The 22,763-nt window shown below is 71.3% G+C and carries 23 protein-coding genes and 1 tRNA gene; 6 read left to right on the forward strand and 18 right to left on the reverse strand.

Annotation, left to right across the window (positions count from 1 at the left end):
• Positions 1-3 precede the first annotated feature (3 nt).
• The 4 genes from Q0283_RS09380 to Q0283_RS09395 form a co-directional block, all read right to left on the reverse strand.
• Positions 4-690 (reverse strand): MerR family transcriptional regulator, encoded by a 687-nt coding sequence (locus Q0283_RS09380; protein ID WP_298044359.1) that lies wholly within the window; start codon positions 688-690, stop codon positions 4-6.
• Between the two features lie 118 nt (positions 691-808).
• Positions 809-1,264 carry an FHA domain-containing protein gene (locus Q0283_RS09385; RefSeq protein WP_010143415.1) on the reverse strand — a complete coding sequence of 152 codons (456 nt, stop codon included), beginning with the start codon at positions 1,262-1,264 and terminating at the stop codon, positions 809-811.
• A gap of 65 nt (positions 1,265-1,329) precedes the next feature.
• The gene (gene gcvH / locus Q0283_RS09390; protein ID WP_010143416.1) at positions 1,330-1,716 is read right to left on the reverse strand and encodes a glycine cleavage system protein GcvH; all 387 of its coding nucleotides are present in this window, start codon (positions 1,714-1,716) and stop codon (positions 1,330-1,332) included.
• A gap of 65 nt (positions 1,717-1,781) precedes the next feature.
• On the reverse strand, positions 1,782-2,681 hold the full coding sequence (locus Q0283_RS09395) for a MarR family winged helix-turn-helix transcriptional regulator (RefSeq protein WP_298044328.1): 900 nt from the start codon (positions 2,679-2,681) through the stop codon (positions 1,782-1,784).
• Between the two features lie 225 nt (positions 2,682-2,906).
• On the opposite strand from Q0283_RS09395, the gene Q0283_RS09400 reads away from it, so the two are divergent.
• Entirely contained in the window at positions 2,907-4,874 is a 1,968-nt protein-coding gene (locus tag Q0283_RS09400; RefSeq protein ID WP_298044329.1) for an FAD-dependent monooxygenase, read from the forward strand.
• Positions 4,875-4,976: 102 nt separating this feature from the next.
• On the opposite strand, the gene Q0283_RS09405 is transcribed toward Q0283_RS09400, so the two are convergent.
• Positions 4,977-5,504: a mycothiol transferase gene (locus Q0283_RS09405; protein ID WP_255459445.1), complete on the reverse strand. Its 528-nt coding sequence runs from the start codon at positions 5,502-5,504 to the stop codon at positions 4,977-4,979.
• A 14-nt stretch (positions 5,505-5,518) separates the two neighbouring features.
• Entirely contained in the window at positions 5,519-6,862 is a 1,344-nt protein-coding gene (locus Q0283_RS09410) for an MFS transporter (RefSeq protein ID WP_298044330.1), read from the reverse strand.
• Positions 6,863-6,990: 128 nt separating this feature from the next.
• On the opposite strand from Q0283_RS09410, the gene Q0283_RS09415 reads away from it, so the two are divergent.
• On the forward strand, positions 6,991-8,124 hold the full coding sequence (locus Q0283_RS09415; RefSeq protein ID WP_255459446.1) for a hypothetical protein: 1,134 nt from the start codon (positions 6,991-6,993) through the stop codon (positions 8,122-8,124).
• A gap of 65 nt (positions 8,125-8,189) precedes the next feature.
• Here the strand turns inward: Q0283_RS09415 and Q0283_RS09420 are convergent, their stop codons facing one another.
• The gene (locus Q0283_RS09420) at positions 8,190-9,665 is read right to left on the reverse strand and encodes a peptide MFS transporter (protein ID WP_183526640.1); all 1,476 of its coding nucleotides are present in this window, start codon (positions 9,663-9,665) and stop codon (positions 8,190-8,192) included.
• Between the two features lie 88 nt (positions 9,666-9,753).
• On the opposite strand from Q0283_RS09420, the gene Q0283_RS09425 reads away from it, so the two are divergent.
• Positions 9,754-10,290, forward strand: coding sequence for a DUF488 family protein (locus Q0283_RS09425; RefSeq protein ID WP_183526642.1), 537 nt, complete (start codon positions 9,754-9,756; stop codon positions 10,288-10,290).
• Here Q0283_RS09425 and Q0283_RS09430 read toward each other — a convergent pair.
• From Q0283_RS09430 to arsB, 8 genes are all read right to left on the reverse strand, one after another.
• Positions 10,275-11,066 (reverse strand): enoyl-CoA hydratase/isomerase family protein, encoded by a 792-nt coding sequence (locus Q0283_RS09430; RefSeq protein ID WP_183526644.1) that lies wholly within the window; start codon positions 11,064-11,066, stop codon positions 10,275-10,277. The genes Q0283_RS09425 and Q0283_RS09430 overlap by 16 nt on opposite strands.
• A complete protein-coding gene (locus tag Q0283_RS09435) occupies positions 11,063-12,703 on the reverse strand; it encodes a fatty acyl-CoA synthetase (RefSeq protein ID WP_298044334.1) in 1,641 nt (546 codons plus the stop codon). The genes Q0283_RS09430 and Q0283_RS09435 overlap by 4 nt, the downstream gene beginning before the upstream one ends.
• A gap of 2 nt (positions 12,704-12,705) precedes the next feature.
• Positions 12,706-13,863 (reverse strand): acetyl-CoA C-acetyltransferase, encoded by a 1,158-nt coding sequence (locus Q0283_RS09440; protein WP_183526650.1) that lies wholly within the window; start codon positions 13,861-13,863, stop codon positions 12,706-12,708.
• 208 nt (positions 13,864-14,071) lie between these two features.
• Positions 14,072-15,541, reverse strand: a complete 1,470-nt coding sequence (locus Q0283_RS09445; protein ID WP_298044337.1) for an FAD-dependent oxidoreductase — start codon at positions 15,539-15,541, stop codon at positions 14,072-14,074.
• Positions 15,534-16,547, reverse strand: a complete 1,014-nt coding sequence (trxB, locus tag Q0283_RS09450; protein WP_183526652.1) for a thioredoxin-disulfide reductase — start codon at positions 16,545-16,547, stop codon at positions 15,534-15,536. The genes Q0283_RS09445 and trxB overlap by 8 nt, the downstream gene beginning before the upstream one ends.
• A gap of 14 nt (positions 16,548-16,561) precedes the next feature.
• Complete coding sequence (locus tag Q0283_RS09455) at positions 16,562-17,002, reverse strand: arsenate reductase ArsC (protein ID WP_183526655.1); 441 nt, start codon at positions 17,000-17,002, stop codon at positions 16,562-16,564.
• Between the two features lie 52 nt (positions 17,003-17,054).
• Entirely contained in the window at positions 17,055-17,498 is a 444-nt protein-coding gene (locus tag Q0283_RS09460; protein ID WP_183526657.1) for a low molecular weight phosphatase family protein, read from the reverse strand.
• Positions 17,499-17,526: 28 nt separating this feature from the next.
• Positions 17,527-18,651: an ACR3 family arsenite efflux transporter gene (gene arsB / locus Q0283_RS09465; RefSeq protein ID WP_298044340.1), complete on the reverse strand. Its 1,125-nt coding sequence runs from the start codon at positions 18,649-18,651 to the stop codon at positions 17,527-17,529.
• Positions 18,652-18,732: 81 nt separating this feature from the next.
• Here arsB and Q0283_RS09470 point away from each other — a divergent pair, with 81 nt between their 5' ends.
• From Q0283_RS09470 to Q0283_RS09480, 3 genes are read left to right on the forward strand one after another with little or no spacing between them, the layout of a single operon-like run.
• Complete coding sequence (locus Q0283_RS09470; RefSeq protein WP_298044341.1) at positions 18,733-19,119, forward strand: helix-turn-helix transcriptional regulator; 387 nt, start codon at positions 18,733-18,735, stop codon at positions 19,117-19,119.
• Between the two features lie 28 nt (positions 19,120-19,147).
• Positions 19,148-20,281: an ArsO family NAD(P)H-dependent flavin-containing monooxygenase gene (locus Q0283_RS09475; protein WP_183526661.1), complete on the forward strand. Its 1,134-nt coding sequence runs from the start codon at positions 19,148-19,150 to the stop codon at positions 20,279-20,281.
• A gap of 48 nt (positions 20,282-20,329) precedes the next feature.
• Complete coding sequence (locus Q0283_RS09480) at positions 20,330-20,758, forward strand: heavy metal-responsive transcriptional regulator (RefSeq protein ID WP_255459448.1); 429 nt, start codon at positions 20,330-20,332, stop codon at positions 20,756-20,758.
• A 149-nt stretch (positions 20,759-20,907) separates the two neighbouring features.
• Here Q0283_RS09480 and Q0283_RS09485 read toward each other — a convergent pair.
• From Q0283_RS09485 to Q0283_RS09495, 3 genes are all read right to left on the reverse strand, one after another.
• Positions 20,908-20,984 (reverse strand) — tRNA-Pro (locus Q0283_RS09485).
• Positions 20,985-21,104: 120 nt separating this feature from the next.
• On the reverse strand, positions 21,105-22,133 hold the full coding sequence (locus Q0283_RS09490; RefSeq protein WP_183526663.1) for an NADP-dependent oxidoreductase: 1,029 nt from the start codon (positions 22,131-22,133) through the stop codon (positions 21,105-21,107).
• A 142-nt stretch (positions 22,134-22,275) separates the two neighbouring features.
• Entirely contained in the window at positions 22,276-22,734 is a 459-nt protein-coding gene (locus tag Q0283_RS09495) for a DUF4825 domain-containing protein (protein WP_183526666.1), read from the reverse strand.
• Between the last annotated feature and the right edge of the window lie 29 nt (positions 22,735-22,763).

The raw sequence follows: 22,763 nt of genomic DNA on the forward strand, positions 1-22,763 counted from the left end.
GCCTCACGAATCCAGTTCGGCGACCGCGGCGCCCACCAGGGCGCTGTGCAGTCCCAGGCAGGCCTCGCTGATCTCCCGGGCGGTCTCGGCCACCCGGGCCCCGGCCGCGGAGTCGCGGCGGCTGGCCAGGGGGGCCGTCACCCGTTCGATGAGACCGAGCTCTCGGTCCGCTGCCGCCCGGAACGGACGCAGGTGCCGGGGCTCCAGTCCGTGGGCGGCCAGCACGACGGCGGACCGGGTGGCCTTGAGGCAGTGCTCGCTGTACCGCCCGTCCTCGTCGGCGGCGATCATGCCGTACTGCTCGAGCGAGTCCAGCAGGTCGGCGCTGGCACCGGAGATCCCCTGCAGTTCGGCCCGGGTCAGCGGCCGGGTGTGCCCCGCCAGTTCCTGGGCGAGCTGGTCCGAGACCGAGCGCGGGGTCAGCGTGAGGCCGCCCGGCAGCGACTCCGGATGGTCACCGCGGTCCACCGCGTCGAGGTAGTCCTTGATGACCTTCAGCGGCAGGTACTGGTCGCGCTGGAGTGCCAGGATGAAGCGCAGGCGGTCGACGTCCGCGTCCGTGTACTTCCGGTAGCCCGCGGCGGTCCGCCGGGGGGTGATCAGGCCCTTCTCCTCCAGGAAGCGGATCTTGGAGGCGCTGGCCTGGGGGAAGTCCTCCTTGAGCTCGCCGAGGACCTCACCGATGTTCATCACGGCGCGGCTCGCACCGGTCCTGGCGGTCGAGACGGTGCGGCGGGAGGCTGCTGCGGTCACGGAGGGTTCCTCGGGTCTTCTTTCGGTGGCGTTCGTCGGTCTGATCCGGCCCGGGTCAGGCGCTGAGCCGCTGGGTGCCGGCGTAGAACGTCAGCCTGAACTTGCCGATCTGCACTTCCATCCCCGAGCGCAGGGCCACCGAGTCCACCCGGTCGTGGTTGACGTAGGTGCCGTTGAGCGAACCGGAGTCGACGACGACGAAGCCCTCTCCCTGACGGCGGAACTCGGCGTGCTTGCGGGAGACGGTGACGTCATCGAGGAAGATGTCCGCGTTCGGGTGACGTCCCGTGGTGGTCACGTCCTGGTCCAGCAGGAACCGTGCCCCCTGGTTCGGGCCGGCGTGGGCCACCAGCAGGGCCGATCCGATGGGCAGGGCGTTGATCGCAGCGCGGTCCTCCGCGTCGAGCGCGCGATCGACCGGACCGCCGAGGTCAGGCAGTCCGATGCTGGTGGTCTGCGCCTCTGGCTCGGTACCCGGTTCCCTGCCGCCCGGGTGCTGGGTGCCTGACATTGCTCCTCCGAGGTGGTGTCCGACCCGCTCTGCGGCGGGCCGGACGTAGTGCTTCCGTGACCTGACTAGCCTACCTGCTGACGGTAGCCCTCTGCATCGAGCAGGGCCTCGACCTGCGCCGGGTCCTTCACCGAGACCTCCATGAGCCAGCCCTCGCCGTAGGGGTCGGCGTTGAGCTTGGCGGGATCGGCGTCGAGCTCCTCATTACGGGCCGTGACGGTCCCCGTGACGGGCGCGAACAGGTCGCTGACGGACTTGGTGGACTCCACCTCGCCCACGGTCGACTCCGCCTCGATCTCCGTGCCGACCTCCGGCAGGTCCACGTAGACCACGTCGCCGAGGGCGTCCTGGGCGAAGTCGGTGATGCCGATGCGGACCACGCCGTCCGCGTCGGGACCGGAGACCCACTCGTGCTCGGCACTGTAACGAAGCCCGTCGGGGATGTTGCTCATGATTCCTCCAGGTGATCGGGGACGCTGGACCGTCCTGAGCGGGTCCACGCGGTACAGCACTGAGACTACTGGGGTCCCGTGCCGGGCGCCAATGGCGTCCGGCCACCCTCGACGACGCGCCCCAACAGGGTCACCAGGCGCTCCCGCTCCCCTTCCGGCACCGGCGCCAGGATGCGCTCCTGGACGCGCAGGACCAAGGGGTCGACTCCCTCCAGGAGTGCTCGGCCGGCCGGGGTCAGCGCCACCTGGCGGGTCCGCCGGTCGAACGGATCGGCCGTCCGCTCCGTCCAGCCTCGCGCCTCCAGCCGGCCCAGCACGTCCGAGGCGCTGGAACGGTCGACCGCCGAGGCCTCGGCCAGCGCGCCCTGCCCCATCCCCCCGGCCCGCCGGAGCTCGTCCAGCACCGCGAACTGGGGACCGGTGAGCTGCCCGCCCACCTCCTCGGACCACAGCACCGAGTGCCGCTGCTGGGCCAGCCGGATCAGGTGACCGGGCCGGCGGTCCCGGCCCGACGGACCGACGTCGGCCACCAGCGCCAGTCGTGCCGTGAACCAGTCCCGGGCCCCGGACGGCAGGGGCTCCAGGAAGCGCGACTGGACACGTGCCACGGGCGCGGCGAGTCCCGCCAGCGCCGCGCCGGAGGGCGCGGTCAGCGTGATGACCTGCCGGCGGCCGTCGCGGGGGTCCCGGGACTGCCGGATCCACCCCTGGTCCCGGAGCCGTCGCACGATCCCCGCCGTGGTGGACCGGTCAAGCCCGGCCCGGAGGCCGATCGTGTTCTGGTCCAGGCCGTCGTCGGCTGCCGTGAGGGTGGCCAGGAGGGAGTACTGGGAGGGGGTGAGCGTCGAGCCGACCTCCTCGGACCACAGGACGTTGTGCACCTGCTGGCACCGGCGCAACAGGTGTCCGACGAGCGCCCCCCTCCCTGGGCCCCGGTCCCGCCCGTCCCCTTCCGTCGCCACCATGCACTGCCTTTCCGAGTAGGTTCCATCTGCCGCGTCCATGCGTAGGCGGACGATGCACCGCCGGGCGCCCGGACCTCGCCGGACGACGGGTGCGGATGCGACCGCCCCAGCATACTGTGGCTCCAGTCACGCGACTGCGTTATGATCGCCACGGAATCATTCAGCACACGGACGATTGGTGGGCACCCCGCCACGCACCTGTCCCCTCCGGCGAGAAGGAGCCTCATGCAATATCACCTGAACGGCTACCGCTACGGCGATCCCACCATCCAGCCCGCGGCCACCGGTCGTGAGGGAGGACAGGGCCCCCTGCCCGAGGAGGTGGACGTCCTCGTCGTGGGAACCGGGCCCGCCGGCACCGTCCTGGCCGCCCAGCTGGCCGAGTTCCCCGAGATCACCACGCGCGTGGTGGAACGCCGTCAGGGCCCGCTGCCGGTGGGCCAGGCCGACGGCGTGTCCTGCCGGACCGTCGAGATGTTCGACGCCTTCGGGCTCGCATCCACGCTGGTGAACGAGGCCTACTGGGTCAACGAGACCACCTTCTGGTCCCCCGACTCCGCGGACCGCACGGGCATCGCCCGCACCGGCCGGGTCCAGGACGTCGCCGACGGGCTGAGCGAGTACCCCCACGTCATCGTCAACCAGGCCCGGATGCAGGAGATGCTGCTGGAGAAGGCCGCCAAGTCCCCCTCCCGGCTCGAGGTCGACTACGGCTACAAGGCCCTGGGCGTCGAGGTCCCCGAGGACCCGGAGGCACTCGTCACCGTGACCCTCGAGGAGACGGACGAGCACGGCAAGGGCACCGGCGTGACCCGCACGGTCAGGGCGCGCTACGTGGTGGGCTGCGACGGCGCCCGCTCGGCGATCCGCACCTCGATCGGCCGCGCCCTGCACGGGGACGCCCAGAACCACGCCTGGGGCGTCATGGACATCCTGCCCGTGACCGACTTCCCGGACGTGCGCAAGAAGGCGGTCATGCAGTCCTCGAGCGGCGCGCTCCTCCAGATCCCCCGCGAGGGTGGGCACCTGGTGCGCTACTACGTGGACCTCGGCGACATCCCCGAGGGTGACCGCAGCATCCGGGACCGCACCACCTACGAGGACATCCTCTCGGCGGCGCAGAAGGCCATCCGTCCGTACACCCTGGACGCCCGCGACGTGGCGTGGTGGAGCGTCTACGAGGTGGGCCAGCGCGTCACGGACGGCTTCGACGACGTCACCGAGCCCGGCAGCCGCGACCCCCGCGTGTTCATCGCCGGCGACGCCTGCCACACCCACTCGGCCAAGGCCGGCCAGGGCATGAACGTCTCCATGCAGGACACCTACAACCTGGGCTGGAAGCTCGCCGCGGTCCTGCAGGGCCGGTCCCCGAGGTCGCTGCTCACCACCTACTCCGAGGAGCGCCAGACGATCGCCCAGGACCTCATCGACTTCGACAAGCGCTGGTCGAGGATGATGGGCTCCAAGGTCGCGGACCCCGACCACCCCGAGGCCGGCGGGGTGGCCGCCACGGACGTCGAGGCCCACTTCGTGGCCGGAGGCGTGTTCACCGCCGGCCTGTCCACCGTGTACCGCCAGTCCCTGCTGACCGGCGGGACGGCACACCAGGACCTCGCCACCGGGTTCGAGGTCGGGACCCGCTTCCACTCGGCCCCGGTCATCCGGGTAGCCGATGCCAAGCCCGAACAGCTGGGCCACGTGCACGAGGCCGACGGCCGGTGGCGCCTGTACGCCTTCGCCGACGCCGCCGACGCCGCGGACGCCGGGTCCGAGGGCTCGGCGCTGCGCGGGCTCATCACCTTCCTGGACGAGTCGGCCTCCTCCCCCGTCCGCCGCTTCACCCCGGCCGGCTGGGCCGACGACGCCGTGTTCGACGTCCGCGCGATCCTGCAGCAGGAGCACCTGGACGTCGACCTGAACGCCCTCCCGCAGTTCCTGCTCCCCGCGAAGGGGAGGTTCGGCCTGCGCGACTACGAGAAGGTGTTCTCGGCGGAGCGGACCAACGGCCGCCTGCTCGGTGACGTGCCCGGGCTGACGGCCACGCAGGACATCTACGACCTGCGCGGCATCGACCGCGAGCGCGGTGCCCTCGTGGTCGTCCGACCGGACCAGTACATCGCGCAGGTGATGCCGCTGGAGGCCCACGAGGAACTCGCCGGGTTCTTCGCGGCCTTCATGGTCGAGCAGTCCTGACCCCTTTCCGGCGTCACCCGTGAGGGCCGGCCCGCCCCGTGGCGGGCCGGCCCTCGGCGCACCCGCCCGGTGTCCACCGGCACGGGAGACGGCGCCGCGGGCTCAGTCGCCGTCCGGCATTCCCGCCACGTAGGCTGCCTGGCCCACGTGTTGGAGCGCATCGGCGAAGATGCTGACCAGGCGCGCCCCCCGCGTGACCGGCGGGTGCCAGCCCTCGTCGACGACCACGCCGAGGTCGTCGGACCGCAGCCGGCCCAGGTAACCCGTCGCGGCCCCCGTGACCGCGGCGAGGTAGTCCCGGAGCAGGCCCTTGTCCGTCACGACGACGGCGCGGGCCTCGGCCGACGAGTGACCGAAGCCGTGGCCCTCGGCCGGCACCGTCGGCCCGAAGCGGCCGGGCCAGTCCCCTGCGGTCCACGTCTCCTCGACGCCGGCGAGCGCGGCGACCTGGGCGTCGGTCTCGCGGCCGGCATGCCAGACGAGCCAGGCGATCGAGTTCGGGTGCCCACCGGGATGCGCATTGAGCCGGGTGGGGTGCACCTCACCCCAGAACAGGTCGAGCTGGTCGAGGGGCCTGCGGGCCAGGTCGGTGAGGATGTCGGTGGCGTCCATGGCGCCAGTCTGGTCCATGGGCGGGCTCCCCGTCAGGACCGGGCCGGCACGGGTCCGGCGTAGGCGGCCGAGATCCGGTGATAGGCCGGCGACCGCCACGCCACCCCCGCCGCGAGGACCATGACCAGTCCCGCGACGAGGAAGACGAGCGCGATCCCCCGGGCCGTCCCCGTGCCCAGCAGTGGTTCCAGGGCCGCGCCGCCCTCGGCACCCCGGGCGAAGGGGATGATCCAGACCTCCGCGATCGGGGCCACCACGAAGGCCGTCACGGGTGCCGCCGCCGACTCGACGGCCGCGGCGAACCCGAAGACCCGTCCCTGGCGGTGCAGCGGCACGACCTTCTGGATGACGGTCTGCTCCGCGGCCTCCACGGCCGGGATGCCGAGCATGTACAGCCAGATGCCCAGGACGTACAGCCACCCCCACTCCCGGATGGTGAACAGCGAACCGATCACCCCCATGATCGCGACGATGCCCAACAGGGTGCGGATGGGGTTGGGCCCCAGCCCGAGGCGTCCGACGAGGACCCCGCCGAGGATGAAGCCCGTGGCTCCGAGGGCGAACCAGGCGCCCCAGAGCTCGACCGTGAACAGTTCCAGGCCGTAGGGGTCCATCAGGGCCAGGTACACGCCGCCGATGAAGTTGTTGAACGTCGTGAACAGGATCAGCGCGACCATGCCCGGAATGTCCCGGATCGCGGACCAGGCGCCCGCGAGGTCGAACCCCCCGTGGGCGTCGGAGGGAGCCGGTGCGGCCTCCTCGGGCAGGCGCAGGATCGCCAGGTGGGCCAGGGCCAGGGCCGAGAGGACGACGGCGACCAGCACGGTCGGGCCCATCCCCAGCAACCCGATCGAGAGCCCGGACAGGACGGAGGTGGCGATGAAGGCCAGCCCCTGCACCATGCCCACGTAGCCGTTGGCGTTGGCCCGCCGGTCCTGGTCGATGAGCAGGGTGACGGTGGTCGACAGCGCGATGTTCCGCAGGTTCTCGACGACGGCCCCCGCCAGGACGGACAGGGCGAACGCCCAGAACCACGGGCGGTCCAGGGCGCTGCGCTCCTCGGCCGGTGCCACCAGGAACAACAGTCCGGCCACGGCGAACATCGCCAGCGTGACGGCTCCCGCGAACCGCATCACCGGAAGCTTGCGGAACCGGTCCACGTAGGTGCCGAAGCTGATCCCGGTGGCGGCCAGCAGCAGCATGTAGGCGCCGCCGATCACCCCCGTGGCGATCACGTTCCGCGTCTCGAGGTAGATCCAGAAGGTGATGGCGAACCACAGGTAGCTGGTGGTGAGGTTGGCCAGGGCAGTGTTGGCCAGGATGCCGGCGAAGGTGCGGTTGCGCTCCCCCGCCGTACGCACCGGGCGCGTCTGCATGCGCACAGCGTACGCCCACCGGTGGGCCGGGGGCGACGGGCCGACGTCGTGGTGCCGAGTCGGCAGAACCGGGCACGGAATCTCCGGAATCAGGTGTGCTTTCGGTCACACGTGGGTACCGTGTCCCCATGAGCATCGACATTCCCTCAGCAGAAGACTTCGCCGAGCTCACGCAGCACCGGCACGCCGCGAGCGTGTCGTTGTATGTTGCGTCGTCCGGGGCCGACGACGCCCGGGCGCCGATCGGCCGGAACCCCGAGGCGGCCCAGGTGGCCCTGCGCACGATGGCCACGGAGGCTCTGGCCACGCTGCCCGGGTCCGTGCCCGCCGAGGACCGGGAGCGCGTCAGCGCCGAGGTGGCCGCACTGGAGGAGGACCGGGACTTCTGGTCCACCCAGGCGCGCTCCATCGCGGTGTTCGTCTCGCCGTCGGGGTTGCGCGCCTTCCGGCTCATGAACAACCTGAACAGTCACTGCAGCGTCGGCGACCGGTTCGACGTCGGCCCCCTCATCCGGGCCACGACCTTCGCCCACAGCGGGTACGTGCTGGCACTGACGAAGGGATCGGTGCGGCTGCTGGCCCTGGAGGCCGACGCCTCCTGCCATGAGGTGCCGCTGACCGGGCTGCCCGACGACCTCGGCCTCGAACTGCAGACCGCCGACAACGAGGGCCGCATGGACCGCCAGCGCGCGGACGGGAACCAGCGGCCCAAGGTCCAGCGCCGTGACTACTGCTCGACCGTCCAGGAGGCGGTCCTGCGCCAGATCAACGGGTCCGCCCACCCGCTGGTGCTGGCGGCCAGCCCCGACCTGGAACCGGCCTACCGGGAGGTCAACACCTACCAGCGGCTCGTGGAGGAGGGCATCGGCGTCAACCCGGCCTCGCTGTCCCTGGAGGACCTGGGGAAGCGCGGCCGTGAGGTGCTGGACCGCAACTACGCCACCCAGCTGGCCGCCTGGCGCGAGCGCTTCGGCACGCAGCGCGCCCATGGCCGGGCCAGTGCCAAGCTGCGGGAGATCGCCAGGGCGGCGACCGCGGGCCGGGTGGACGTGCTGCTGTTCGATCTCGCGGCCGAACGCGAGGGCACCATCGACGAGTACGGCGAGGTGACTGTCGCGGAGGAGCCCAGCGCCCACACCTACGGCCTGGCGGACGAGGTCGCGGCCCGGGTACTGCGTACCGGCGGAACCGTCAAGGCCGTCCGCTCGGCAGACCTTCCCGACGGCGCCCTGATCGCGGCGACGTTCCGTTCACCGGCCTGAGCCGCGCCGAGGGCGGGTGCTGACCGGATCGTCCCGGTCGGCACCCGCCCTCCCCGCTCGGCAGGTCAGTGGACTCCGCGCATGGCCCGGTGCACCGGGCGGGAGATGACCAGCATGACCACGCCGATCGCGATGGTCACGGCACCGAGGATCCCGAAGTAGGTGCCCTCCGTCTCAGCGGTGTAGTAGCCGGCGAGCGCGCCGGACAGCGCGGTGCCCAGGGCCACCGAGAGGTTGTACAGGGCCACCATCATCACCGGGAACGCCGCGGGCGCGAGCTTGGTGGACAGGGACAGCCCCACCGGGGAGACCATGAGCTCACCCATGGTGGCCACCAGCATGATGAACCCGATCCACAGCACCGGTACCGCTCCCGTGCCGACCATCGGCAGGAACAGCAGGAAGGCGGCGCCCATCAGGGCGATGCCCACCCCGAACTTGACCGGGGTGTTGGGCTGGCGGCGGCCCAGCTTCGTCCACAGTGCGGCGAAGACGGGGGCCAGCAGGATGATGAAGAACGGGTTGAAGGACTGCACCCACGGGATCGGCATCTCCCAGTCGCCCAGCATGCGGTCGAGCCGCGTGTCCGAGTAGAGGGTGATGACGGTGAACTGCTGCTGGAACAGGGCGAAGAAGGCGGCCGAGCCGATGAACAGCGGAATGAAGGCCAGCACGCGACTGCGCTCCTCGCCGGTGGTCTTGGCCGACGTGAGGATGACCGCGAAGATCGCGATCGCGGCCACCACGGAGAGGACGACGACGACGTCGGCCAGGTTCGCGGCGTTGACGAGCCCGGTGGCCACGGCCACCGCGATCACCGCCAGGGCCACGACGGTGATGCCGATCCACCGGCCGTACTGGCTGCGCGGCAGCGGGCTGGGCACGTGGTGGACGTGCTCCGGCAGGCTCTTGCGGGTCAGCGCGTACTGGGTCAGGCCGATGGCCATGCCCACGGCCGCCAGTCCGAAGCCGACGTGGAAACCCCAGGTCTGGGCGGTCCAGCCGGTCAGCAGGGGCCCGACCAGGCCACCGATGTTGATGCCCATGTAGAAGATGGAGAACCCTGCGTCGCGCCGCGGATCGGCCCGCGTGTAGAGGTTGCCGACCAGGTTGGCGACGTTCGCCTTCAGCCCGCCCGAACCGAGCCCCACCAGGACCAGGCCCAGCGCGAGCCCGGGGACGCCCGGGACCAGGGCCAGCGCGATGTGCCCGCACATGATGAGCACCCCGCTGATGAACATCGTCCGTTCCGAGCCCAGCAGCCGGTCGGCCACCCAGCCGCCGATGATGCAGAACACGTAGACCATGCCGCCGTAGGCACCGACGATGCCGGTGGCCACCGCCTCGTCGATCCCCAGGCCGCCCTCGGCGACCGTGAAGTACATGTAGATGAGCAGGATGCCCTGCATCCCGTAGAACGAGAAGCGCTCCCACAACTCGACGCTGAACAGGTTGGCGAGCGGGCCCGGCTGGCCGAAGAACGTCCTGCCCGAGGGGTTCCGCTCAGCGGCGGTGGGTTCGATGGTTTCTGGAGAATGCACCCATACACTTTCCTCCTCTCCTCTGGCAAGTGCAAGTTCACCTGATGGACCCGCTGGACCTGACGGCCGGGGACGTTAGATTCGGGGCATGGACTTTCCGTTCTACACCGTCGGTCACTCGACCCGGACGCTGGAGGAGTTCCTGGACCTGCTGCGCTCGGTGGACGTCCGGTTGCTCGTGGACGTGCGGCGACTGCCCGGTTCGCGCCGCTACCCGCACTTCGACCAGGAGGTCCTCGCGGCATCCCTGTCCGGGACGGGCATCGAGTACCGGCGCCTGGCCTCCCTCGGCGGCCGGCGGTCACGCGACCGGTCCGTCCCGGAGGAGGTCAACGGCTTCTGGGAGAACCGCAGCTTCCACAACTATGCGGACCACGCCCTGTCGGAGGAGTTCAGGACGGGACTGGCCGAGCTGCGGGCGTGGGGTGCCGAGCGGACGGCGGCGGTGATGTGCTCGGAGGCGGTGTGGTGGCGGTGTCATCGCCGGATCATCGCCGACCACCTGCTCGCGGCGGGCGAGGCCGTGCACCACCTCATGGAACCGGGCAAGGCTCCCCCGGCCCAGCTCACCGCCGGTGCCGTGGTGGATCCCGACGGCGGCCGGGTCACCTACCCCGCGCGGTGAGCCGCCGGCGCCGGCGCGGCGAACCGGTCCACGAGGCGGACGCTCTCCGGGTGCGTGCTCGACCGCGCCACGCTCCGCGCCTCCGCGCGCAGGTGCTCCTCCCAGTCCGCCCCGTAGCGACCGGCGCGGAGCAGTGCCTTGGTGGGGCCGACCACGTGGTCCGCGTTGGCCGCGAACGCGTCCTCGGCCTCCGTCAGCCGGCGGGCGAAGCCGGCGGCCGGGACGGACTGGCTGGCCAGCCCCCACTCCACGGCCTCCGCCCCGCCCAGCCGGCGTCCACCCAGGGTCAGCTCAACCGCCCGGTGATATCCGACGGTACGCGGCAGCAGGTAGGACACCCCGGTGTCCGGGGTGAGCCCGACGCCGGCGAAGGCCCCGACGATCTTCGCCTCGTCGCTGGTCAGTACCCAGTCCGCGGCGAGCAGCAGGCCCAGGCCGGCCCCGGCCGTGGCGCCGTTGACCCCGGCGACCACCAGCAACCGCGTGCGGGACAGGGCGGTCATCAGGGTGCTCGTCGCCGTCGCCAGGGACAGCAGGAGCTCGTGCCGCTCCCCGGCCGGCACCGAGGCCATGGATCGGACGTCACCGCCAGCGCAGAAGAAGCGGTCGCGGCCCGTCACGGTCAGCACCTGGACCCGGGGATCTGCCTCGGCGCGTTCGAGTTCCGTGACCAGGGCCTCCGCGAGGGGCTCGTCGAGGGCGTTGCCGGCGGCGACGCGGTCCAGGACGAGCCGGACCACCCCCGAGCGGCGTTCGACCCGCAGCGGCGACGTCACGACTGCACCCTCGGCACCGGGGTCTCGGTGCGCTCGGCACGCAGTTCGCGCTTGAGGAGCTTGCCGGACTGGTTGCGGGGCAGTTCGGCGACGAAGTCCACGCGCTTGGGCACCTTGTAGTCGGCGATCCGGTCCCTGACGTGCGCTCGCACGGCCTCGGCGGTCAGGGCGGCACCGTCCTTGAGGACCACGACCGCGGTGATGGCCTCGATCCAGCGCTCGTCGGGCAGGCCGATGACGGCCACCTCGGCCACCTCGTCGAGCTCGTAGATGCAGTCCTCGACCTCCCGTGGAGCCACCATGACCCCGCCGGTGTTGATCACGTCCTTGATGCGGTCCACCACCTGGATGTACCCCTGGGCGTCCCGGGTGACCTGGTCCCCGGAGCGGAACCAGCCCTCGGAGAAGGCCTCGGCGGTGGCCTCGGGCTTGTTCCAGTACCCGTCCATCAGCTGGGGGGAGCGGTACTGGATCTCCCCGGGCTCGCCGGGTTCGGCCACGCGCCCCTCGGCGGTGACCACCCGGGCCTCGACGAGGTAGACCGGCCGCCCGCAGGAGGCCGGTCGGGCGTGGTGCTCCTCCGGGCGCAGCACGGTGCACAACGGGCCCAGCTCGGACTGGCCGAAACAGTTGTAGAACCCCAGTCCCGGGAACCGGGACCGCAGCCGGCCCAGCACGGTCACGGGTATGATCGAGGCCCCGTACTGGGCCTTCGTCAGGGAGGACAGGTCACGGGTGTCCAGCTCGGGATGGTTGGACAGCGGTACCCACACCGTGGGGGCCAGGAACAGGGAGCCGATGTGCTCCTCCTCCACGTAGCGCAGGATCTCCGGCACGTCCGGCTTGGCCAGCAGGCGCACCGTGGCCCCCAGGGAGAGATACGGCAACAGGAACACGTGCATGGCCGCCGAGTGGTACAACGGCATCGCCACCAGCGGCCGGTCCTCGGCCGTGAAGTCCAGGGCGATGACCGAGGAGACGTACTCGGCCATCAGCGCCCGGTGGGTCATCATCGCCCCCTTCGGGGCCGACGTCGTCCCCGAGGTGTACAGCAGCTGGAGCAGGTCCGTCTCGACCGGGCCCGTGCCGGGCTCCGCCCCCGCACCCGGGCCGGAGCCGGGTCCCTCGCCCTCAGCGGTCTCCAGGAGGGACTGCTGCCCCGTGCCGGAACCGGGGAACATCGGCAGGACGGTCTCGACGCCGGCCGCACGGCCCCCGTCCAGGACCTCGCGGACCAGCGGGGCCAGGGCGTTGTCCGCCACGATCAACCGCGCCCCGGAGTCCTCCAGGATGTAGGCGAGCTCACCGCCCTTGAGGGCGAAGTTCACCGGGACGTGGACCACGCCCGCCTGGGCGCAGGCCAGGAACAGCACGAGGTACGCGTCCGAGTTCACCCCGTAGGCCGCCACCCGGTCCCCCGGTGCGAGCCCGAGGTCCCTCAACCGGTGGCCCACGCGGTCCACGGCCGCCCCCAGGTCGCGGTAGCTCCAGTGACGGTCCTGGAACCGCAGCGCGACGGTGTCGCCGAAGGTGGACACGGCGCGGCGCACCAGGGCACCCACCGTGTTCTGCTGGGCCTGCTGGACGGCCGCCCCCACGCCCCTGCCGGTCTCGGTGTCGGTGTCGGTCGATGTCATGGTCAGAGCCTCTCGATGATGGTGACGTTGGCCTGGCCGCCGCCCTCGCACATGGTCTGCAGCCCGTAGCGGCCGCCGGTGCGTTCTAGTTCGTGCAGCATCGAGGTCATCAGCCGGGCCCCGGTGGCCCCGATCGGGTGGCCCAGGGCCATCGCCCCGCCGTTGACGTTCACCCGGGTCATGTCGGCCCCCGTCTCGTGGGCCCATGCCAGCACCACGGCGGCGAACGCCTCGTTGATCTCGATCACGTCCAGGTCATCGAGGCTCATCCCGGTCCGTTCCAGGGCGTGCCGGGTGGCACGGATCGGGGCCGAGAGCATCATCACCGGGTCATCGCCCCGGGCCGAGACGTGGTGGATCCTGGCCCGCGGGCTCAGACCGTACCGCTCCACGGCGGCCTCGGAGGCGATGAGCAGGGCCGCGGCCCCGTCGGACATCTGCGAGGCGGACGCGGCGGTGTGCAGCCCGCCGGGCACGATCGGCTCCAGCGAGGCCATCTTCGCCACGTCCGGGACCCGGGGACCCTCGTCCGCGGTGACCCCCGGCGCCTGGGGCACCGGGATGATCTCCCGCTCGAAGCGCCCCGCCGCCTGGGCGGCCAGGGCCCGCTCGTGCGAACTCACCGCCAGCCCCTCCAGCGCCTCACGGCTGAACCCCCACTGGGCGGCCATCATCTCCGCGCCCCGGAACTGGGAGATCTCCTGGCCCCCGTACCGGTCCGCCCAGCCCACGGACCCGGTGAACGGGTCCGGGAACCCCAACTCCGCGGCCGCCTGGTTGGCGTGGGACAGCGGGATCGTAGACATCGACTGCACCCCGCCGGCCACCACCAGGTCACTGGTGCCGGACATCACCGCCTGGGCGGCATAGTGCACCGCCTGCTGGCCGGAACCGCACTGGCGCTCCACCGTGGTCCCGGGCACCGCTTCGGAGCCCCCGGCCGCCAGCCAGGCGTTGCGGGCGATGTCCATCGCCTGCGGACCCAGCTGGTCGATACACCCCAGGATCACCTCGTCATACTCGGCCGAGTCGATCCCGGCCCGTCGGACGATCTCCGCGATCGGCGCGGCGGCCAGGTCCAGGGGGTGGACTTGCGCCAGGCCCTTCCCGCGCCGGCCCACCGGGGTCCGCACGGCATCGATGATGTAGGCCTCGGCCACGATTGCTCCTCCAGGTCAGGATGGTCGGCACGCAGTGGCGACGGGACTCACGACGTGTGATCCGACCCACGTGTATGAGGATGTCCAACCACTGGAGATCTGTCCAGAGCGAGGGAAGGAAAAGTTACCGGCCGGTTCGTGGGTGCGTCCCCGTCCGGTCGGCGGTGGCCCCCGACGTGGAGTTCGGGACGCTGAGGGTGAGCGCGGGTCAGCAGCAGGCGCTGGCCCGGACGGGCAGCAGCACCGGGACGGTCGCGGGTGTGGGCGGGATGTCGATGGATGCGGTCGTGGGGGCCGGAGTGCAACAGCCCTGATCGGCAGTGCCGGCGACGGGGGTCGGGACGTCACAGGACCCGCCCAGGTCGGTGGAGCACACCCCGGTCTCGGGCAGCTCCAGCTCCACGTGGTTGGCGGCGGCCTGGTCCCCGGCCAGGGAGGCGGCGATGGAGCGGACCTGTTCGTAGCCGGTGGCCATCAGGAAGGTCGGCGCCCGCCCATAGCTCTTCATGCCCACGATGTAGAACCCCGGCTCGGGATGGGCGAGCATCTTCTCCCCATGCGGCGCGACCGAACCGCAGGAGTGGAACTCCGGATCGATCAGCGGGCCCAGTCGCCTCGGGGCCTCCACGGCCGGGTCCAGGTCCAGGCGCAGCTCGGAGAGCATGCCCAGTGCGGGACGGAATCCGGTGGCCGGCACCACCACGTCCACCACCAGCCGTTCGTCTCCGGCCGGGGTGGAGGCCTGCACCATCATCCCCAGGCCGGTGGTGGTGAAGGCGGTGATGGTGAAGGACGGGTGCACCCGGATGGTCCCGGTCTCCACCAGGTGGCGCAGCCGGGTGCCCAGGGCCCCGCGGGCCGCCAGTTCGTCGCGGTCCTCGCCGCCATAGACCCGGGTGACGTCGGCCGAGCGGACCGCCCAGGAGATCCGGGTGCCCGGGGCGTCCTGGGCCAGGGCGCCGAGCTCGAGCAGGGTGTTGGCCGCCGAGTGCCCGGCCCCGACCACCAGCACGTGCTGACCGGCGAACCGGGCCCGGTCCCGGCCGGTGACGTCCGGCAGCGCGGTGGTGATCCGCCCTGCCGCGCGGGCAGCGGTCTCCCCGGGTGCCTCCAGTCCGGCCTGGCCCAAGGGGTTGGGCTGGCCCCAGGTGCCGGTGGCGTCGATCACCGCGGACGCGAACACGTCTTCCACGGTGCCGTCCGCGTGCTGGATGCGGACCAGGAAGGGTGTGTCCAGGCGGCCGGCGGTGCGGGTCTTGTCCATCCCGGCCCGGGACACCGCGATCACGCGGGCACCGGTGCGGATCCGGGGTGCCAGGGCCTCGGTGGCGGCCAACGGCTGAAGGTACTGCTCGACCAGTTCGGTCCCGGTGGGCAGGGCCTCCGGGTCCGGGGTGACCCATCCGGTGGGCTCGAGCAGGCGGGCCGCGGCGGCGTCGACGTTGTACCGCCACGGGGAGAACAGTCGGGTGTGGCCCCAGGCCCGGATGGCCGCCCCGACGTCTGGGCCAGCTTCCAGGACCAGTGGGTCCAGGCCGCGCTCGACCAGGTGGGCGGCGGCGGCCAGGCCCACCGGTCCGGCGCCGATGACCACGACCGGAAGCCCGGTGGGGTCCGCGCTGATGTCGGTCGTGCTGGAGCTGCTGGCTGTGGTGGTGGGGATGGTGGTGTCAGCCATGAGTGGGCTCCTCGACGAGTGCGGTGGCGATGGACTCGGCATCATTCAGGGCGGCCAGGTAGCGCTCGGCGTCCAGGGCCGCGGCGCAGCCGGTGCCGGCCGCGGTGATGGCCTGGCGGTAGCGGTGGTCCACCGCGTCCCCGCAGGCGAAGACCCCGGTCAGGTTGGTGTGGGTGGTGCGGGCGTCCACGACGATGTACCCCTCGGCGTCCAGCTCCAGCTGGTCGGCGACCAGTTCGGTGCGGGGCAGGTGGCCGATGGCCACGAACACCCCGGTCGCGGCGAGATCGCGGGTGTCCCCGGTGATGGTGTCGGTCAGGGTGACCCCGGTGACCTTGTCGGCGCCGTGGATCGCGGCGACACGGCTATTCCAGGCGAAGTGGATCTTGGGATTGTCCTTGGCGCGGGCGGCCATGATCTTCGAGGCCCGCAGGGCGTCCCGGCGGACCACGACGGTGACGGAGCGGGCGAAGCGGGTGAGGAACAGGGCCTCCTCCATGGCCGAGTCCCCGCCGCCGACGACGACGATGTCCTGGTCGCGGAAGAAGAACCCGTCACAGGTGGCGCACCAGGACACCCCGTGCCCGCTGAGGCTCTTCTCCTCGGGCAGGCCGAGCTCCTTGTAGGCCGAACCGGTGGCCACGATCACCGCCGGGGCCCGGTAGGTCATCCCGGTCAGGGTGGTGACCTCCTTCAGGTGCCGGGACAGGGACACGGACGCGGCGTCGTCGTACTCGATGATGGCCCCGAACCGGATGGCCTGCTCCGCCAGTCCGGCCATCAGCTCCGGGCCCTGGATCCCGCCGGGGAACCCGGGGAAATTCTCCACCTCGGTGGTGTTCATCAGCGCCCCGCCGTGGGTGACGGATCCGGCGATCACCCGCGGGGCCAACCCGGCCCTCGCGGCGTAGATCGCGGCGGTGTACCCGGCCGGACCCGAGCCGATGATGATCAGCTGGTCCGTGGCCTGCTCAGTGCTCGTGGTGTCCGTGGTCGTGGTGCTCATGGGATGGTTCGCCTTCAGTTCGCGGTGGACTCGGCCGGGAGCAACTCGGCGATGAGCTGCTCGATGCGGGTCTTGATCTCGTCGCGGATGGGGCGCACGCCCTCGACGCCCCGACCGGCCGGGTCGTCCAGCTTCCAGTCCTCATAGCGCTTGCCCGGGTAGAACGGGCAGGCGTCGCCGCAGCCCATGGTGATCACCACGTCGGAGTCCTGCACCGCCTCATAGGTGAGGACCTTGGGCTGGTTCGCGCTGATGTCGATGCCCTCCTCGGCCATGGCCTCCACGGCGGCCGGGTTGACCGACTCGGCGGGCGCGGAGCCGGCGGAGCGGACCTCGATCCGGCCCTCGGCCAGATGCTGCAGGTAGGCGGCGGCCATCTGGGACCGCCCGGCGTTGTGCACGCACACGAACAGCACCGACGGCTTCTGGGCGGTCGGGGTGGTCTCTGCAGTCATCGGGTCATCTCTTCTCGGTCGGTGGGTCACGGAGCAGTCGGTCATGAGGAGGTCAGGGGCCGGGGGTACCGGTGAGGTCGGTGAGCAGGGTGCGCACGCGGGCGTCGATATCGTCGCGGACCAGGCGCATCCGCTCGGCCCCTTCGATGCCGCGGGTGGAGGGCTCGTCGGTATGCCAGGTCTCGATGGTCCCTGCCATACCCTCCACCGGGTCGACCTTCGCCTCGTCCCCCAGGACGATGACCCGGTCCACGCGGGCCAGCAGGTCTACGTCGATGGGCTTGGGCTGGCCGCCGGACATGTCCGCCCCGACCTCGGCGACGACCTCGGCCGAGAGGACGTTGATCGCCTCGCCCGGTTTAGTTCCGGCGGAGTGGACTTCCACGCTGCCGGCGGCGTGGTGGTCCATCAGGGCCGCGGCCATCTGGGACTTGCCACCGTTCTTGGCACACACGAACAACACGGCCGGCCGGGACGCGGACTCTGAGGTGGTCATCTCTGGCTCTCCTGTCGGGGATGAGGGTTCAGGCGCGGGTCGCGGCGACGGTCTCGGCGCGGACCGGGACGGTGGGGTCCCCGGGGAACAGCCTGCGCCCGGCCCACAGGGACACGTAGACCAGCCCCACCAGCACGGGAACCTCGATCAGCGGGCCGACGACACCGGCCAGGGCCTGGCCGGAGGTCACCCCGAAGGTGCCGATGGCCACGGCGATGGCCAGCTCGAAGTTGTTGCCCGCGGCGGTGAAGGCCACCGTGGTGGACTTCGCGTAATTCAGCCCCACCGCCTTGGAGGCGATCAGGGCGATGCCGAACATCAGCACGAAATAGGCCAGCAGCGGCAGCGCGATCCGGGCCACGTCCCAGGGGTTGGAAGTGATCGCCTCGCCCTGCAGGGCGAACAGCAGCACGATGGTGAACAGCAGCCCGTACAGCGCCCAGGGCCCGATCTTGGGCAGGAACTCCTCCTCGTACCAGGTGCGCCCCTTGGCCCGCTCCCCCAGCACCCGGGTGAGGAAACCGGCCAGTAGCGGGATGCCCAGGAAGACCAGGACGCTGAGCACGATCGCCCAGACGGAGAAGTCGGCAGACGTGGTGGGCAGGCCCAGCCAGGAGGGCAGCACCTGGAGGTAGAACCACCCCAGAGCACCGAAGGCGATGACCTGGAAGACGGAATTGATGGCCACCAGCACGGCTGCGGCCTCCCGGTCCCCGCAGGCCAGGTCGTTCCAGATGAACACCATCGCGATGCACCGGGCCAGCCCGACGATGATCAGTCCGGTGCGGTACTCGGGCAGGTCCGGCAGCAGCAGCCAGGCCAGGGTGAACATCAGCGCCGGGCCCACGAGCCAGTTCAGCACCAGGGAGGTGACCATCAGCCGCTTGTCCCCGGCCACGCGGTGGGTCTCGTCGTAGCGGACCTTGGCCAGCACCGGGTACATCATCACCAGCAGCCCGATCGCGATCGGCAGGGAGACCTCCCCGATCTTCACCGCCTCCAGGGCGGTGTTGAGCCTGGGCACGAAGCGGCCCAGGGCCAGGCCGACGACCATGGCCAGCCCGATCCAGGCCGGCAGCCAGCGGTCCAGGAAGGACATCTCCTTCATCACGCCGTGCTGGGCGGCCGGCGGTGCGGTGGTGGGGACGCTCATGAAAGCCCATCTCTCGTATCGACCAATATCGATGCGAACCCTACCGGGACATATTGGCGTTCGTCAATGTAAGATGGGGTGATGGTCGCGACCACTACTCTTCCCGCCCTAGAGACCACCGGCCGCCGCGCCGAGGCCGCCGGCACGCCGGGGTCGGTGGCGTGTTGTTCCCTGTCCGATGGGCCGATCAGCGCCGAGCAGGCCCAGCGGGCCGCCGGGATGCTCAAGGCCCTGGCCGACCCGATGCGGTTGCGCCTGCTCTCCCACGTCGCCGCCCAGGGCTGCGAGGCCGTGTGCTCCTGCGACCTCACCGAGGAACTCGGCATCAGCCAGCCCACCGTGAGTCACCACATGAAGAAGCTCGTCGACGCGGGACTCCTCATCCGGGAACAGCGCGGGCGGTGGGCGCACTACACCGTGGTCCCAGCCGCCTTCGCCGAGCTGCGTCGGATGCTGGAGATGGGCTGACCCGCCCGCCCCGCCAGCCATGGGAACCATGAAGTCCGGCGAGGTCGACGTCCTGGTGGTCGGCGGGGGTCAGGCCGGACTGGCCGCCGGGTTCTACCTGCACCGTCTGGCCCGCGACGCCGCCCGGGGACGCGTCGGCCCCGCTCCCAGCTTCGCGATCCTGGATGCCAACGACCGCCCCGGTGGGGCATGGCAGTACTACTGGGACTCCCTGGAGCTGTTCTCCCCGGCTGCCTATAGCTCGCTGCCCGGTTACCAGATGCCACCCTGGGCCGGGGTGGGCAACCCCTCGGCCGCCCACGTGGTGTCCTACCTGCGCGCCTACGAGCAACGGTACGAGCTGCCGGTGCACCGGCCCGTCACCGTCCAGGCCGTCGAAGACGGCCCCGACGGGAATTACCTCACCCGCACCGACCGGGGCACCTGGACCAGCCGGGTGGTCATCAATGCCACGGGCTCCTGGCGCCGGCCCTTCATCCCCCGCGTCCCCGGGGCAGAGCAGTTCACCGGGAGCCAGTTGCACACCACCGGTTATCGCGGGCGGGAGCCCTTCGCCGGTCAGCGGGTGATGGTGGTCGGCGGGGGCAACTCCGGGGCGCAGATCGCCACCGACCTGCTGGACGCCGCCCAATCGGTGACCTGGGCGACCCGCCGGCCACCCCGGTACCTGCCCGACGACGTCGACGGCCGGGCCCTGTTCGCCGTGGCCACCGCCCACGTCCAGGCCGCCCGCCGGGGTGAACCCAGCCCCGGCGGGGTCGGATCCCTCGGAGACATCGTCGCCGTGCCCCCCGTCCGGGCAGCCCGGGACGCAGGGCGGCTGGAGGCCGCCTCGATGTTCTCGGCCTTCACCCCCACCGGCATACGGTGGGACAACGGCCGCCGGGCAGAGGTCGACGCGGTCATCTGGTGCACCGGCTTCCGCCCTGACCTGGGCCACCTGCGCCCTTTGGGCCTGAGCACGGAGTGCACCGTCCCGGCCACCACGGGCACCCCGCCCACGCGCTCCCGCGATCGGCCCGGGCTGTTCTTCCTCGGCTCCGGGGACTGGTGCGGCCCGGCCTCGGCCACCCTGATCGGTGTGGGAGCCCCCGCCCGTGCCACCGTCACTGTCGCGACCGACCACCTCACCGGCCCCCTGGAAGACAACCGGAAAGATTAGTCCCACGGTCTTGACCTTGGAGTGGACTCCAAGGTTTATCGTTGTCGCATGACGACCCAGACAGTGGTTCAACGCGGCATGCGGATCGGTGAACTCGCCGCAGCGACCAGCCTGAGCCCGGACACGATCCGGTACTACGAGAAGGCCGGCCTGCTACCCGACCCGGCCCGTACCCCGGCCGGGTACCGCGCCTACGGCCCCGAGGCCGTCGATCGGCTGCACTTCATCCAGGGCGCCCAGCGGCTCGGCCTGCGGCTCGAGGACATCCGCAACCTCCTGGCCATCCGGGACACCGGGAGCTGTCCGTGCGAACCGGCCGGCGACCTGCTGACCCGACGCCTGGCCGAACTGGACGAGAAGATCAGGCACCTCGAGGCCCTGCGCACCGAGATGGCCGCCATGCTCGATGCCCTGCCCACCGAGGACTGTCCCCAGCCCACCCCCGGCACGTGGCTGACACCGGAGAGGAGGTGCTGAGAGATGAACGACTGCTGTGACGACCCGACCTGCCCGCCAGAGTCCTGCGGCTGCGGCTGCTAGGCCACCGGCCCGGACCATCCCGGGAACGCCGACAGCCCGGACCCAATATTGGGTCCGGGCTGTCGGCGATCTCTTGAGAGATCACATGGTCGGGCTAGCGGGATTCGAACCCACGACCTCCTGACCCCCAGTCAGGCGCGCTACCAAGCTGCGCCATAGCCCGTGAGGAGAACGCCCACGGCGTTTTCCACCGGACCCACTCTACCCCATCGCGAGCGGTGCCGTGGACACGCCACGATTGCGTGAGCCGCGGCCGTGGGACCGGCCTCCGTCCGCCCCCGGATCAGGTGAGCCGGACGATCATCTTGCCCCGGTTCTCACCGCGCATCATGGCCAGGAACGCCTCGACGGTGCGGTCGAGACCGTCCATCACCGTCTCCTCGAAGACGACCTCCCCGGAGGACAACCACCCGGTCATCCGCTCCCGGAACTCCTCCACCGCCCCGGGGTGGGCGGCGGCCACCTCCGTGACGATGAAGCCCTGCATGCGCAGCCGACGGGTGAGGACGTGGCCGAGGTTGTCCGGCCCGGCCGGGCGCTGCGTGGCGTTGTACCCGGAGATCTGCCCGCACAGGGCGATCCTGCCGAAGTCGGCCATGACGTCCAGGGCCGCCTCGAGGTGGTCCCCGCCCACGTTGTCGAAGAACACGTCCACCCGGTCCTGGCCGACGGCCCCCGCCAGCTGCTCCCGGATCGGTGCGTCCTTGTAGTTGAGCGCCACGTCATAGCCGTACTGCTGGGTGAGGGCGGTCGTCTTCTCCGTCGTGCCGGCCGAGCCGACCACCCTGGCCGCCCCGAGCAACCGGGCGATCTGCCCCACGGCGGTGCCCACGGCACCGGCGGCGCCCGAGACCAGGACGGTGTCCCCTTCCCGAAGCCCGGCGATCCTGGTCAGGCCCAGGTACGCGGTCATGCCCGGCATGCCGAGGATGCCCAGATGGGCCGAGTGCGGCAGGCCCTCGAGCTCGGGGACGGGCCGGAAGTCCTCCGCCCCGGCCTGGACCCGGTCCGTCCAGCCGTGCTGGTGCAGCACCAGGGTGCCCGGGGGCAGGTGATCGGCCGCCGACTCCACCACGCGGCCCACCGCGCCCCCGGTGATGGTCTCCCCCACCTGGTACGGCGTGACATAGCTGCGTGCCGCGCTCATCCGGCCGCGCATGTACGGGTCCACGGAGAGGAACTCGTTGACCACGCGCACCTGCCCGGGCCGCAGGTCTGCGTACTCCACCGACTCCGTGGCGAAGTCCTCGGGCGTGGGCCATCCCTGCGGGCGGGCGGCCAGGCGGATCTGGGTACTGGTGAACGTGCTCATGGACTCACTCCTGGTGGCGTGTCGGTCGCTTCCGGCACCGACCCTACGCCCGGACCGGCACGCACCCCCGACGTGTCCGCGGCGCGCGGACACCTCGGTTCCCGCGGACGCCGAACAGGGTCCCCGAGGCGGGGCCCCGCGGTCAGAACGTGTACGTGCGCTCGCCCACCCGGAACTCGACGGTGTCCAGGTTCTGCACGCGTTCCTTGGCCTCGGCCGCGACCTGCTCCATGGTCTCCTGCAGCACGGCGGGATCGACCTCCGCGACCTGCTCCCCGTAGTGGACGACCAGCGTGCCCTCGTCCCCCTTGATCTCGAAGGACTCCATGTCCGGACCGGAGGGCATGGACCGGAAGAACTCGGTCACCCTGGAGTTGTCCCCCAGGAGGATGCCGTCGAACCCGGACAGGGAGGACCAGTCGAAGTCCCGGACCTGCTCCACCGTGAGGTCGCCCATCTGCCGCGCCTCGGTCCACAGCCGCTCGGCCTGGGCGGTGACCTCGCCGGCCTGGTTCGTGATCTCCTCGACCTGGGCACAGCCGGCCAGTGACATCATCAGCAGGACAGCCGCACCGGCGGCCCGACGTCTCGAGGTCTTCATCCCGGTATCTTCTCACGGCAGGATGTGAC

Source organism: uncultured Citricoccus sp. (assembly GCF_937871995.1).
Classification (GTDB): domain Bacteria; phylum Actinomycetota; class Actinomycetes; order Actinomycetales; family Micrococcaceae; genus Citricoccus.

What these genes read in the sequence shown, in the direction of transcription:
- Q0283_RS09380 (WP_298044359.1), bottom strand. Translation starts at nt 690, where the DNA reads ATGAACATCGGTGAGGTCCTCGGCGAGCTCAAGGAGGACTTCCCCCAG.
- Q0283_RS09385 (WP_010143415.1), bottom strand. Translation starts at nt 1,264, where the DNA reads ATGTCAGGCACCCAGCACCCGGGCGGCAGGGAACCGGGTACCGAGCCA.
- gcvH (WP_010143416.1), bottom strand. Translation starts at nt 1,716, where the DNA reads ATGAGCAACATCCCCGACGGGCTTCGTTACAGTGCCGAGCACGAGTGG.
- Q0283_RS09395 (WP_298044328.1), bottom strand. Translation starts at nt 2,681, where the DNA reads ATGGTGGCGACGGAAGGGGACGGGCGGGACCGGGGCCCAGGGAGGGGG.
- Q0283_RS09400 (WP_298044329.1), top strand. Translation starts at nt 2,907, where the DNA reads ATGCAATATCACCTGAACGGCTACCGCTACGGCGATCCCACCATCCAG.
- Q0283_RS09405 (WP_255459445.1), bottom strand. Translation starts at nt 5,504, where the DNA reads ATGGACCAGACTGGCGCCATGGACGCCACCGACATCCTCACCGACCTG.
- Q0283_RS09410 (WP_298044330.1), bottom strand. Translation starts at nt 6,862, where the DNA reads ATGCAGACGCGCCCGGTGCGTACGGCGGGGGAGCGCAACCGCACCTTC.
- Q0283_RS09415 (WP_255459446.1), top strand. Translation starts at nt 6,991, where the DNA reads ATGAGCATCGACATTCCCTCAGCAGAAGACTTCGCCGAGCTCACGCAG.
- Q0283_RS09425 (WP_183526642.1), top strand. Translation starts at nt 9,754, where the DNA reads ATGGACTTTCCGTTCTACACCGTCGGTCACTCGACCCGGACGCTGGAG.
- Q0283_RS09435 (WP_298044334.1), bottom strand. Translation starts at nt 12,703, where the DNA reads ATGACATCGACCGACACCGACACCGAGACCGGCAGGGGCGTGGGGGCG.
- Q0283_RS09445 (WP_298044337.1), bottom strand. Translation starts at nt 15,541, where the DNA reads ATGGCTGACACCACCATCCCCACCACCACAGCCAGCAGCTCCAGCACG.
- trxB (WP_183526652.1), bottom strand. Translation starts at nt 16,547, where the DNA reads ATGAGCACCACGACCACGGACACCACGAGCACTGAGCAGGCCACGGAC.
- Q0283_RS09455 (WP_183526655.1), bottom strand. Translation starts at nt 17,002, where the DNA reads ATGACTGCAGAGACCACCCCGACCGCCCAGAAGCCGTCGGTGCTGTTC.
- Q0283_RS09460 (WP_183526657.1), bottom strand. Translation starts at nt 17,498, where the DNA reads ATGACCACCTCAGAGTCCGCGTCCCGGCCGGCCGTGTTGTTCGTGTGT.
- arsB (WP_298044340.1), bottom strand. Translation starts at nt 18,651, where the DNA reads ATGAGCGTCCCCACCACCGCACCGCCGGCCGCCCAGCACGGCGTGATG.
- Q0283_RS09470 (WP_298044341.1), top strand. Translation starts at nt 18,733, where the DNA reads ATGGTCGCGACCACTACTCTTCCCGCCCTAGAGACCACCGGCCGCCGC.
- Q0283_RS09475 (WP_183526661.1), top strand. Translation starts at nt 19,148, where the DNA reads ATGAAGTCCGGCGAGGTCGACGTCCTGGTGGTCGGCGGGGGTCAGGCC.
- Q0283_RS09480 (WP_255459448.1), top strand. Translation starts at nt 20,330, where the DNA reads ATGACGACCCAGACAGTGGTTCAACGCGGCATGCGGATCGGTGAACTC.
- Q0283_RS09490 (WP_183526663.1), bottom strand. Translation starts at nt 22,133, where the DNA reads ATGAGCACGTTCACCAGTACCCAGATCCGCCTGGCCGCCCGCCCGCAG.
- Q0283_RS09495 (WP_183526666.1), bottom strand. Translation starts at nt 22,734, where the DNA reads ATGAAGACCTCGAGACGTCGGGCCGCCGGTGCGGCTGTCCTGCTGATG.